Origin of the sequence: Paenibacillus puerhi, assembly GCF_009846885.1 — a bacterium.
GTDB lineage: Bacteria > Bacillota > Bacilli > Paenibacillales > NBRC-103111 > Paenibacillus_G > Paenibacillus_G puerhi.
Genome location: NZ_WUWM01000056.1, coordinates 1 through 12,262 on the forward strand (window position 1 = coordinate 1; position 12,262 = coordinate 12,262).

The window sequence follows — 12,262 nt, forward strand, 5'->3', positions numbered from 1 at the left end:
CTCTACTACGAGCTCCTTTTTGGCTTGAACCGGGCATCTAAACCGTCTTTTCATGGATATTTCCCCCACCCCTCTAGTGTATATGAAGGTGATTAGGAATGTCCAAATGGATTAGGGGGCTATATAGTGAGGTCCGTTAGCGAAAGCAGAACGTTTCAACTCAGTTACTCACAATGAATCGACAACCTCCAGTATGTCCTTTACATTCGTATCCGTGTCAATCCCAACCGCTAACGGTTCAACATGTCCGTTAACCGTAACCCCGCCACCGCTCCTATGTTGCTCCATTATTACATGACTTTCAGATCGCTCTACTAGGAGCGAGCGCCCGGCCCCTCATTAACCTTTACCTGTGTAAACCCTGAACGAGATCGTTGTCCCATAGCCCGGTTTGCTTCTGATCTGAAGTCCCTTGCCAAAGTGCCTCTTTAACCGAAGGTCTGTATTATGCAGACCGACCCCTGATCCCGTGGACAATCTTCTTTCGGGCGCTCGCTCCAACAGATCTTCATCCATCCCGACGCCGTCGTCTTCAACCGCGATCTCCGCATAACCCTCATAGCTCGAGACCCGGATAACGATCTTTCCGCCGCGGGCGCGCTGCATGATACCATGTCTTATCGAGTTTTCAACCAGAGGCTGAATCGAGAGCATAGGAATCTTCAAGTCCCCGCATTCGTCGATCTCCCAAACCACCTGCAGCCGGTCATCGAATCGTTCCTGTTCAATATACAGGTAGGAGCGGACCATACTTAACTCCTCTTCGATGGAAATGAGCTCATTTCTATTTCTCTCCTTGAACGTTTCACGCAAAAAGTCACTGAAAACGCCGAGCAGGCTGCGCATCCTAACCAGATCAACCTCGCTTAGCGCTACCACGGCATTCAAGGTGTTGAAGAGGAAATGAGGCTGGATTTGCGCTTGCAGCCACGCCGCTTCCATCTGCAGTCGCTCGCGTACCGCATGCTTCACTTCCGTTAACGCCCGGACGCGCGACCTCACTTCCAACGCATCCACCGGCTTCGTCACATAATCGTTGGCGCCCGATCGAAAGCCATTTTCGATATCCTCGGGATGGCTCCTTGCGGTAAGGAGCAGGATGGGAAGCTCCGTGATCGTGAATCGCTGGCGAATCGTGCGCGACAATTCGTAACCGGACATCTGCGGCATCATCACGTCGGAAATGACCAAATCCCATTCCTTATCGTCCAATACAGCCAGTGCTTCTTTACCGCTCGTAACGGTCATCATGTCATAGGACTCTAAGGATAGGATCGTTTCGAGCACGTTCAGATTAACGGGATCATCGTCTACGATTAAGATTCGGGGGCGATCGGCTAGCGGAGGCAGCTGCTGCGGCGATAGCTGAGGATCGGGGCTCGCATCGGACGGAGCAGGAGAAACATCCCTTGCGGCTTCGGCTGCAGCGAGCGGTACGAGGATTCCAGTCTCTGTGGCTTCCTCCGGAACGGCCTGTTCGGCTAGCGGTTCGGCCAGCGGTAAAGTAAAGACAAACTCCGAGCCTTGACCCGGCACCGAGCTGACCTGCAGCGTTCCGCCGTGCAGCTTCACCAGCTGATGACTGATGCTAAGGCCGAGTCCGAATCCTCCCTCGATCATCGTCTTGCCAGGATCGGCCTGCTCATAAGGCTCGAACACCCGCCGCATCGTCTCCTGGTCCATCCCCATGCCCGTATCCGCGACGACCAGGTGCGCCCTTCCGTCCTTCACATAGGCTCCTATCGAAATCTCGCCTTCGTTCGTATACTTCACCGCATTGTGCAGCAGATTAAAGAGAATCTGGATAACCCGGTTTTCATCGGCCCATACTTGCGGGAAATGCTCAGGAATATAACTCGCCAGCCGAACCGGCTTACCTTCCGTCATAAAGCGAAGCATATCAAATACGCCGCTCGGGATCGTCTGGATGGAAAAGCGTTGGAACTGCAGCCTTGGAGCGCTTTCCTGCAGCCTCATCGCATCCAGCAAGTCGTTCAGCATAACGGACATGCGGCGTCCTACCGACAGGACGGTCCCCAAGTCCTGAACGCTTTTCTCACTAAGCGAATGCTGCTCCCTCTCCAGAACGGCCTGTGACATGCCGAGGATGCCGTGAAGCGGATTTCTCAACTCATGGGAGGTGTTAGCGAGGAATTCATCCTTTCTCTTGTCCGCTCTCTGAAGCTTCGCTGCTAGTTTCTGAGTTTCCACATGAACCTGGAAGTAACGTCTGAACCAGACCGATGCGAAGCAGGCCGTCGATATGATGAGATCGAACGGATAGTAGACGACCTTGATCCCCGTTATAAGAAAAAAGCTCCACCATACCAAGCTGCCCGCAAACGCAATGAGCGACATCGCCAATAACACATTATCTTTGATATCCTTCATCGACGTGCGGAGCATAGCTCCTATAGCGATCAGGATCGAAATCCCCAGGAGCAGGAAATACAAGGGCTGGAGCATAACAAGATACCGGGTGGACAGGAGCAGCGTCAACACGGCGACGACTCCGCAAAGAGCTGCGTACCCCGGAGACACCTTGCGCCAAGCGGCAGGCAGCTGATGTGCCACACATTGAAGAAGAGCATAGGCAATACCAACCATAGAAAGATGGACTAGCTGAAAGCCCGCCTCATAATCGATCGGAAGCCAATGAACCAAATATTTCTCTTCACTCCCCAGAAGATTCATGAGCATCGCACTAACCGTTAGCAAGGAAAAGTAAAGCAATCTCCTCTCCCGGGTTCCTACCAGAAATAAAATAAGCGCATATCCCGCATGGATCAGAAAGACGACGGCGACCATTTGCTGCATAGACATCGATAGTTGAGTCTCCCGGGCAATCGCAGCCTCCGTCCCGAACTTGATCGACCGGACGAGCCCGCTTTTACGGGGATCCTTAAAATTCGCCGCCTGGACAACAACCTCGATTACGCCGCGATCATTTGGCATGAAGGAGGAGGTGTAGGGAACATTCTGCGCCACATATTCCTTCTCACTTTCCCCCGGCTTTCCCGACCCGCCCAGCAGGCGGCCGTTTACGTACAACGCCGACGAGCTTCGAACGCTTGGAATCCGAATGCTGTAGTTGAAGTCGTCATCGGGATTAACGAGAATCCGTAAGCGATACGAGCCGTAACCATACGGTGTGTTCTCTCCCGGCTGCAGGATATCATTCCAGTCTCCCGGAACTTGAATGAATGCCTGCTTGCCCGCAGGTGGCTCCTCGGGTGTCTCGTTACTCTTCAGCCAGGTATGAGGATAGAATTCCCACTGGCCATCCAGGGTAATCGTATGACCTCCTGCAGCATCCCAGTCCCGCAAATCCAGCTGCCCTCCCACCGCATGGGGCTGATCCATAGGTTGAAACGATAGGATCCAGAGTACGCGCGAGCCTATCAGAATGATGACAAACAGGCCGAGTAGGAGTAAAATGTTCCGTTTTCCCGCCCTTAGGGGATGATTCGCCAAAGTAGCCTGACTCCTTACTTCTACTTATTTCTACTTAATATAATGGGGAATTACATTCTGCCGAAAACCTTATGTTAGGAAAAGTATACCTTAAGCAAATCGATAAGTTCAATGATAAGCAAGCCCGAACACATGAACCAACCCAAAGCCTAGACCCGCGAGCATCACCGACCCAAGGAGTCCCGCCACAAAGGACTTCATCCCAAAGCGTCTAAAGGTCGCCACATCAACGTTCATGCCCAGGCCCGCCATGGCCATCGCAATCAGCAGGTAAGCGATCAGGACCAGGCCGCTTGCTATCGGCTCGGCAACGAGCCCTAGCGAATGAATCCCGCTGACAAGCAGAAAGCCAAGAATAAACCAAGGAACCGGGATCGACTGGCGCAGCGTCTTGGCCGGTTGATCGCCCCTCTCTTTCCTCTCCGAGCGGCGGACCCATGCTCCAATCAGAATGGCGATCGGAACCAGCATACTAACCCGCGTTAATTTGACGATAACCGCCATATCCAGTGCATCCGAACCTCCGGGAGCCGCGGCGGCAAGGACGTGTGCAATTTCGTGCAAGGTTGCCCCCGTAAAGATTCCGTAGCCTATGGGCGAAAATCCGAGAATAGGAAAAATAAACGTATAGAGCAGCGTGAATATGGTCCCAAGTATCGCTACAACCGCCGCTCCGATAGCCGTTTCGTCGTCCTTTGCCTTAATCAGCGGAGCAATCGCAACAACCGCAGCAGCACCGCAGATCGCGGTTCCGCAGGCAGTCAAGATGCCCAATCGCTTCTCTACATTAAACAAACGAGCCAGCCCGTACACGACAATAAGCGTAAACGCGATGACGATACAGGCAAGTAAAAACACCTTCGGACCGGCATCGATAATATCCATCAGATTAAGCCTCATACCGAGCAGGATAATTCCGAGACGAAGCAGTTTTTTGCTGGAAAAGTCGGTCCCTGCCTTCACCGTTTCCGGTACCCCGACGGTCGCTCGCCATGCCATTCCGATCAAGATGGCGATCACCAGTTGGCCCATTATAGCGAAGAAGGGAAATGCCGCTATAGATTTGGCTACTAAAGCAATCAGTAAAGTGAATCCGATCCCGAGCATAAAGCCCAAGCTGTGCTTCTTCCTTCTCGGTATGAATAATGCTTGTTCTTGACCCATGTTCGTCCCCTCTCCCCGTTAGCGCCTCTAGATGAAGGAAACATGCATCCTTTCATGACTCCACTATAAGATGCTCCAGCCGGAAAGTTAAATACCGAACTGCTATCTTCAGCATGAGCAAAACTTATGCTTCCGCTCCAGCAGGCTAATGGTTTGTCCCTGTAGGGAGAAAGAGATACAATGGGTTCAAGAAACAGCATCTGCCGCATGTCAAGTAATGGAGGAAACCATGATTGTAGATACGTTGAAGGTATTTGTAACGGTGGCCGAACAGAGCAATTTCTCACGGGCTGCGGAAATACTCCATCTTTCTCAGCCTGGGGTCAGCTTGCATATACGGAATTTGGAAAATGAATTTGGCGTCAAGCTCATGCACCGATCCTCCAAGCAAGTGAAGCTGACGGAGGCGGGCCACATCTTGTTCAAGCGAGCCAAGCAAATCTTAGCTCACTACGAAGCGGCGAAAGAAGACATCTCTCTTCTGCGAAACGAGGTGACCGGATCTTTAAAAATCGGCGCAAGCTTTACGATCGGCGAATATATCCTCCCTCGCCTTCTGGCCGAGTTCGTGCATCAGTACCCCCAAGTCGATATTCAGGTGACGATAGCCAATACCGAAGAAATCGCTCAGGCGGTTCACTCCAATGAGCTCGATGTCGGCTTAGTGGAAGGTAGCGTCGAGTATCCGGGGATTCAAGTGACCCCGCCGTTTATGGAAGATGAGATGGTGCTTGTCGTTCCTTCCGAGCATCCGTTACATTCGCTGGGAACCGTGGAACCGGACATGCTGCAGGATCAAGTCTGGGTAGTTAGAGAGAGCGGCTCCGGCACCCGGGCATTCAGCGATCAATTTATTCAAGATACGGGTCTGCGGGTCCAGCGCTCCTTCGTGTTCAATAGCAGTCAAGGCGTTAAGGAAGCGGTAGTGGCCGGACTCGGAGTAGCTATGCTATCGCGCTGGGTCATACGCAAGGAGCTGGAATCGGGAGAGCTGCACAGCATCCAAGTAAAAGACAAGCGATTTACCCGCCATTTTTACGTGTTACAAGAAACGAAATCTTCCTTCGGCACGATGGCCCTCACCATGTTCCTACAGAAGCTGCAGCAGCTTGATCCGTAAATGAAAGGGTCGCCTTCGTATTCGGGGCAGCCCAAAGCCTTGTCGTCCGCATTCGGGCAACAAGGCTTTCGGTGCTTGACGTGATTAAGCGGCAGGCGCCTTATTTCGTTTGGATAAATACGGTCTGGGTTTGCTGTTCCCAGGATACCTCAGCGTTCAGCGCCTCACTGATGAATCGGACCGGCACCATCGTATAACCATTCACCAGCTGCGCGGGAACCTCCAGCTCCTTGACGACGCCGTTAATCGTAGGACTCTTGCTGTTAATGGCGATGTAGATCGCAATGTCGTTTTTGGTGGCCGTAACGGCTTTCTCGGCATCATTCCACTTGATCTCCGCCCCGAGCCGTTCGAAGATCGCCCTCATCGGAACCAGGACACTGCCATCCTTGTTCACTGGCGGCTGCTCGAACGTTTGCAGCTCGCCATCGATGACGACTTGGATCTCATCAAAGCTAAGGTGAAACGGCTTGATCTCCAGCTCGCCCCCAAAGTGACGCTTCCGGATGCTCATGATATCCTCTAGCGTATGGCTTCGCTGCTGAAGAAGCTTCTTCACCGTCGTATTGCGCAGTTCGATCAGCTTCTGCTCGGATTCCACACGGGATTGCTCCAGCAAATCCACGGTCTTGCTGCGGAATTTCCCCAAATCCTCTTCGCCTGCTTGCAGCACCTGATTGATCTGCTTCTCCGCCTCCGCTTTGCTCAAGCTGCCCAGACGGTATCTGGACATAATACTTCCGGAATAATGGGGGTTCGATTCATTGCGAAGCTTAGACATTTTACTGCCGGAATAGTCGGGGTTCGTCTCATTGCGGCTGCTCCACATGATGCTGCCCGAATAGTTCGGGTTAATATCGTTGCGCGCTCTCCACATGATCGATGAGCTGTAATTCGCGTTGATTTGCGTAGCGAAGCTCCAGTGGAGGCTGGACGAATAGTTTTTATTCAGTGCCGTCGCATACTTCCACATGGCCCCGGAGGAATAATTCGGGTTGCTCTGTCTCTTGTAATCGGTAAGCGCATCCCGGGAGCTGCTGTCCTTATAGGTCTCCGATAGGCTTTGGGCGTCAGCGGATAACAAGTCGCTCAAATAGTTCAAATCATCGCGTCCAAGACGTTCAAGCTTGCTCTGTTGGTCGTGGATCAAGTCATAGAACTGGTCATACATCTGAGTAAAATGCTTCAAATCTTCGCGATAATAGTCCTGGTACTTTTTCTCAAGCTCGGAATAACGGGAGGAAACCTCGTTGATAAACGATTGGTCATATTGGGCCGCCCGGGCTTCCGCTACGCCGCTGATGGGCAAAATCCCTGCGAGCATGGACCCCAAAAGCAGTAAGGTAAGAAGCAGTGCTGTTTTTTTCTTCATGTTGCCCTCCTGATAGCAAGAAATAATGGGAAATAGACATCAGTCTGACTCTAGTTCGCCTATGTTCTGGAATATCCTGCCGGATCCGATAAGAATGGTCCCTTCTTCCCTGCAAATTTCCCAGAAACAGTACTTTCCTACCAGATAGAGCAACTATGAATTTACTTTCGTTATCTTGCGGTTATGTTCGGGAACAGAAAAAACGACTCTTGGGAGGTTATACTAATCGTGGACAGTAAATAACAACGAATCAAGGAGGTCATGCCGCGTGAAAACGAGTCTGGATTGGCAGGAGCTACATCGATCGCTAGATGAGCATGGATATGTGACGATCCCTCATTTGTTAAATCAAACCGAGTGCCTGGAGATCATCAGCACCTACGAGGAAGAGCAGCTCTTCCGAACTACCATCAACATGGCCCGGTACCGCTTCGGGGTGGGGGAATATAAATATTACGATGCCCCTCTTCCGGGCCTCATCCAACAGCTGCGCGAAGCTTTTTACCCGGAGCTGGCCAAAACGGCTAACCGCTGGCTTGAGCATCTAGGCAAACCTGCCGCTTATCCAGTATTGTTAACTGATTTTCTAAACGAGTGCCATCGAGAGGGACAGACGCGCACAACTCCATTAATTCTGAAGTATGAAGCAGGGGGTTACAATTGCTTGCATCAAGATTTGTATGGGAGCGTGTTCTTCCCCTTCCAGCTCGTCATTGCCCTCAACCAAAGAGACCAAGATTTCACAGGTGGAGAGCTGCTCCTCACAGAGCAACGCCCACGGGCGCAAAGCCGAGGCCACGCCATACAGCTGCAGCAAGGCGATGCGCTGATTTTCCCAACCCATCACCGGCCCGTATTAGGAACGCGAGGCTACTACAAAACCATCATCCGGCATGGCGTCAGTACGATTACTTCAGGAACAAGGTACAGTCTGGGCATTATTTTTCATGATGCCAGGTAGAGGGAGAGGTCGTATGAGGATGGATATTCCCAGCGCAATCTATTTTCGCGATCATCATAAAACACGGTATCGAGCGGGACCTCTAAATACTTCCCGGATATGCCAGTTTATAAAATTATCTTTCGGCATGTATACCGGATGGATAGGAGAACGAACCTTTTTACCGTGAAAGCTCATCAGCCACTCTTCAAAACCATGCGTACCGTGAGCCTGTTCAGCCACCAGCATTTCCCGCTCCCTCGTTATCGTAAATACACCACGGTCAAACAGCTTATGATGCAATGAGCATAAAGCAATTCCATTTTCCTCCGTATCGGGTCCCCCAGCTTGATGCCATTGAATGTGTGCGGCGTCAATGCCAACCAATTGATGTCCCAACCTGACATTAAAGCCACAAACGGCACAGCTGTATTCATATGCTTTTAAGATTCTATCTCTAAAATTCGGGTCACGCTTCCGATTTCTTCTCACGGATAAATCCAGCCCTACCTCCTCAAGAATATCCTGATGAACGGTCTCTGGAAAATGTTCGTTTAACAATAGCTCAGCCAACTCTTGAACGAGAAGCTCATTGTTTCGAAGAAGGGAAAGCACCTCCTCATTAAACCCACCCGCCACTTGTTCCGATAAGAGCAATTTGTCAGTAAAATTCCTCCTATCGACAGAGCCGGTTAATCTCCAGATTCCATCAGTGGTTAGTCGGACAAAAGGCTGCTCAGGGTGATATGATTTTCTAGGCGGGCCAAACTCGATTAGCAGTTTTTTTAATTTTCCTCGAACTAGTTCATACGGTAAGACTGTACGGTTTTGCTGCAATTGGGCAAGCCCCAGAAGAATTAGCAAGGGTTTATGCGGAGCCCGCTGGCCGTTCTTTTTCCATATGGATAGATTAGATACCTTGTCTTTTAAATCGGACGCCTCCACTGTCTCCACCTCACACGACTTAGATGTACAACTGCAGGTTTTTACGCACATGACGAATTTTGCCGACGAAGATCTAGCCGAATGTTACCATCTTAAGTTTAACCTATATAGAATATCAGTAAATAACTTGAGTCTTGCGAAAATTGCGCTGTCGATTTAACGCTACAAAAGTAGAGAAGTTAGAACCTTCGTCGAACTGATAAAAGAAAAAGGACATCGTCTCTTTGTGGAGAAATGGTCGGTTACAAGGCCAACTATTTTCCACATAAAGGAGATTTCCCATTCTCATGGTATCCCTCTACGTGCCGATCGTCAAGTTCATTTTGGTACTGAAACTGGAATTTTCTAAACCACGCTCCTTGGTGCATGAATCATATGCAGCGCAGACGGATGCAAGCAATCATGGGCAAGATACGGAAAAGACAGCTCAAAGATGGCGATGATCGAAGAATCGTGTTCCTGATTGTCGATGACACCTGCTGTTTAGCTTCCAGTATTCGCATGAAGAAGGCAAGTCTGTCTGGTGTCATAATCTCGTTACTACGCATGTCGTGTGCGAGGGCTAGTCGTACGCCTTTGATTTCCGCCCTTACTACCAGAATGAATATTGCGAAGCCCAGCCTACCCATTCCACTGTTCCGGAATATATCCAAACAGCGGTTCCACATGGAACGAGAACGGCAGCGCCAGCGGTCGTTTCGTTAAGCTCCAGGCGTCAAGGAGGAGAACGAAGAAGGCAGACCAAGCCGACAGCTCCTTCCGATTCATTCCGGATGGCGAGGGGATCGGCCATTTTGGAATCGTTGGAGGCGTTTCAACAAGCAGCCCCATCGACGGAGGACCTTGTGCCGCGTACTGGTAGGGCGGAGCCGCTCGAGCGCAACGTTTCCTTGGAGGAGGATAAAGGGGAGCGTGAGAGCTAATGGCACGTTCCCCACAGCTCCCGGATCGGACTAAGGCATGGTTTGGTATTATTGTTGGCGTGCTGCTGATCGCCTTGTTTATCGGATCGTTGTTTGCCGGAAGACGCGATACGCAACCTAAGGAAAACCAAAAGGCTGCGCCCCATGAACAATGAGACATCCACCAGTATGAGGGCCAACCGGAACAGGAGCAGACGAAAAGCGAGAAGCCGCCTATAACGGAGGAGACGGTCAGCGACGTCCAGCCGTTCTTCCGCATTTTTTGAAAGCATATGTGCCGTTCGATAGTGAGCAGCCCGACGCTTATGTGGAACGCCCCAAGCCCTATATCACTGAAAAGTTCTACAAGCAGCTTTCATCGTTTCAGCGTCGGGGGACGCTCTCCCGCATAAACCCGAGTATGTCGCGGCCGAGTGGACCCCGGCCGAGCTGCAAGCGGATGAACAATGGTATAACCTCGATGTGAGCGTGACCCATACCGATATAAACGGCAAGCAGGAAGCAAGTCTGTTGCTTTATGTGGTGCTGCTCAAGCTGGATGAAGGGCGTTGGAAGCTCGATGATGTTGGGATTCGCTCGGGATCGGGGGCGATTCCGGAATGAAGAAATGGGGATGGTTGATCGCAGCAATTCCGGTCGTGCTGATCGTGGCGCTCTGCGGGATCATTTTTTTCCGTTGTTGTTTATAGGCGGCGGAAGCATCGGGTACGGCTTTTTGGGCGGCGCGATTTCACCGCTTGGGGAACGTGAAATACCGGCCGAATATGTACCCATCTATAAAGCGGCCGAAGCCAGGTACGGCGTTCCACGGAATTTGCTTGCCGCGCATCATCGAGTGGAGACGGTATTTTCCACGCTACAGCCCATGATTTCAAGCGTCGGGGCAGAAGGACATATGCAGTTTATGCCGTGTACGTGGGTAGGCTGGTCGCATCCGTCTTGTTATGGCGCTGGGCGAGGGAGCTTTACCGAGGAAGAGAAGACGAGCTTGGCGATGATCGCCCGGTATGGCGGATACGGCGTCGACGCTGACCGCGACGGCCGGGCCAACATGTGGAGCTTATGGGATTCGATTTTTTCGGCCGCAAACTTTTTGGCCAAAAACGGCGCGGCGACCGGCAACCTGGAACGTGCCATTTTTGCATATAACTACGATCAAAACTATGTCGCAGAAGTAATGATGTATGCGAGACTTTATGCCACGGAAGGGTTTATTCCGATTGAAGTCATTGAACCGTCCGAAAGCGGCTTTGCACGGCCTGTTCCGGGCGTTGTAACCTCTCCTTTCGGCATCCGGATCAATCCGGTAACCGGTAAGCCCGGCGGGCGCATCTCACGAAGGCATCGATTTTGCTTGCCAGGCGGGACAGCGCATTCCGGCGTCCAAAGCTGGTAAGGTTGTGTATGCTGGTTGGCAAGATGAACGAACCCCGAAAAGCGGGTATGGGATATTCGTTTGGATCGATCATGGCGGCGGATATAAGACGACATACGCCCACTTGTCGCAGACGACGGTTCAAGTAGGGGACGTCGTGCAGGCCGGAGATGTTGTTGGCGTCTGCGGCTCTACCGGGAAAAGCGCCGGATTGCATTTACATTTTGAGATATTCGTCAATGGCTGTCGCGTCGATCCGGCTCCCATTCATCGGTTTGTTATACTCGAGATTTTTAGTGAATGGATCTCGTCGGAAAAACGAAGGAACGGAGTTCTGCTCGCCGGACAAAAAAAGCCGCGCTGAGATGATCAGTTATTGTGCTTGTCCAATGTAAGTGAAAAATCGGGTTTCTACACACTGCAACATATCCAATCATAAAGCGTCAGTTAAGGTAATAAAGATCGGAGGTGACTGCATGTTAACGAGGGTCCTTATTTTAACTATATTGTTTATTTCTTTGCTTGGCTGTGATTTACCAAAGTCAAATGGCAATCAATATTCCCTTATTGTTAAATGGCATGAGCACGAGTATGAGTATGAAGGAAAAGATACCACAGAAGATAAAATTGATAAGAAAATTGGTTCATTAAAACAGACTGATATCTCCATCATTAACTGCAAGGAATGTCCGCCTTCGATTATCAATGATGGTAGTAAAGTATTTACAATAAAAGGCGTTTCAGAATCAGAAAAAATAGTTGTTGAGGCAGACGGGCGTTACTATCTTTTTAAACAAAAATAAGTCGAGAAAACTCGACTTATCAGATTGACGAGAAACCCCTAGTGTTAGCTGGATAGCTCATTTTTTAAAGGATTATTTTTCAAAAAAAAGAGATCGCCCTCCTCATTGAACCTGTTTATCCAGGTGGAGAGCGATCTTTTTCATGT

At 50.7% G+C, this 12,262-nt stretch carries 12 protein-coding genes; 8 read left to right on the plus strand and 4 right to left on the minus strand.

Annotated elements, in window-relative coordinates:
- Window positions 1-339: 339 nt before the first annotated feature.
- Window positions 340-3,474 carry a hybrid sensor histidine kinase/response regulator gene (locus GSF01_RS28480; RefSeq protein ID WP_235941786.1) on the minus strand — a complete coding sequence of 1,045 codons (3,135 nt, stop codon included), beginning with the start codon at window positions 3,472-3,474 and terminating at the stop codon, window positions 340-342.
- A gap of 108 nt (window positions 3,475-3,582) precedes the next feature.
- Window positions 3,583-4,638 (minus strand): YeiH family protein, encoded by a 1,056-nt coding sequence (locus tag GSF01_RS28485; RefSeq protein WP_159888647.1) that lies wholly within the window; start codon window positions 4,636-4,638, stop codon window positions 3,583-3,585.
- 229 nt (window positions 4,639-4,867) lie between these two features.
- On the opposite strand from GSF01_RS28485, the gene GSF01_RS28490 reads away from it, so the two are divergent.
- Window positions 4,868-5,758, plus strand: a complete 891-nt coding sequence (locus GSF01_RS28490; protein WP_159888648.1) for a LysR substrate-binding domain-containing protein — start codon at window positions 4,868-4,870, stop codon at window positions 5,756-5,758.
- Between the two features lie 100 nt (window positions 5,759-5,858).
- Here the strand turns inward: GSF01_RS28490 and GSF01_RS28495 are convergent, their stop codons facing one another.
- Window positions 5,859-7,130, minus strand: a complete 1,272-nt coding sequence (locus GSF01_RS28495) for a stalk domain-containing protein (protein WP_159888649.1) — start codon at window positions 7,128-7,130, stop codon at window positions 5,859-5,861.
- A 268-nt stretch (window positions 7,131-7,398) separates the two neighbouring features.
- Between GSF01_RS28495 and GSF01_RS28500 the strand changes: the two genes are divergently transcribed.
- Entirely contained in the window at window positions 7,399-8,091 is a 693-nt protein-coding gene (locus GSF01_RS28500) for a 2OG-Fe(II) oxygenase (RefSeq protein WP_159888650.1), read from the plus strand.
- A 54-nt stretch (window positions 8,092-8,145) separates the two neighbouring features.
- Here the strand turns inward: GSF01_RS28500 and GSF01_RS28505 are convergent, their stop codons facing one another.
- A complete protein-coding gene (locus GSF01_RS28505) occupies window positions 8,146-9,015 on the minus strand; it encodes a phosphorothioated DNA-binding restriction endonuclease (protein ID WP_159888651.1) in 870 nt (289 codons plus the stop codon).
- Window positions 9,016-9,809: 794 nt separating this feature from the next.
- Between GSF01_RS28505 and GSF01_RS30155 the strand changes: the two genes are divergently transcribed.
- The 6 genes from GSF01_RS30155 (at window position 9,810) to GSF01_RS28530 (ending at window position 12,116) form a co-directional block, all read left to right on the plus strand.
- Window positions 9,810-9,938: a hypothetical protein gene (locus GSF01_RS30155; protein WP_268893751.1), complete on the plus strand. Its 129-nt coding sequence runs from the start codon at window positions 9,810-9,812 to the stop codon at window positions 9,936-9,938.
- Entirely contained in the window at window positions 9,938-10,093 is a 156-nt protein-coding gene (locus GSF01_RS28510; RefSeq protein ID WP_159888652.1) for a hypothetical protein, read from the plus strand. Before GSF01_RS30155 ends, GSF01_RS28510 begins: the two co-directional genes overlap by 1 nt.
- 307 nt (window positions 10,094-10,400) lie before the next feature.
- Window positions 10,401-10,541 carry a hypothetical protein gene (locus GSF01_RS28515; protein WP_159888653.1) on the plus strand — a complete coding sequence of 47 codons (141 nt, stop codon included), beginning with the start codon at window positions 10,401-10,403 and terminating at the stop codon, window positions 10,539-10,541.
- 10 nt (window positions 10,542-10,551) lie between these two features.
- Window positions 10,552-11,334 carry a lytic transglycosylase domain-containing protein gene (locus GSF01_RS28520; protein ID WP_159888654.1) on the plus strand — a complete coding sequence of 261 codons (783 nt, stop codon included), beginning with the start codon at window positions 10,552-10,554 and terminating at the stop codon, window positions 11,332-11,334.
- The gene (locus GSF01_RS28525) at window positions 11,312-11,677 is read left to right on the plus strand and encodes a M23 family metallopeptidase (protein WP_235941787.1); all 366 of its coding nucleotides are present in this window, start codon (window positions 11,312-11,314) and stop codon (window positions 11,675-11,677) included. Before GSF01_RS28520 ends, GSF01_RS28525 begins: the two co-directional genes overlap by 23 nt.
- A gap of 112 nt (window positions 11,678-11,789) precedes the next feature.
- The gene (locus GSF01_RS28530) at window positions 11,790-12,116 is read left to right on the plus strand and encodes a hypothetical protein (RefSeq protein WP_159888655.1); all 327 of its coding nucleotides are present in this window, start codon (window positions 11,790-11,792) and stop codon (window positions 12,114-12,116) included.
- The last annotated feature ends 146 nt before the right edge of the window (window positions 12,117-12,262 follow it).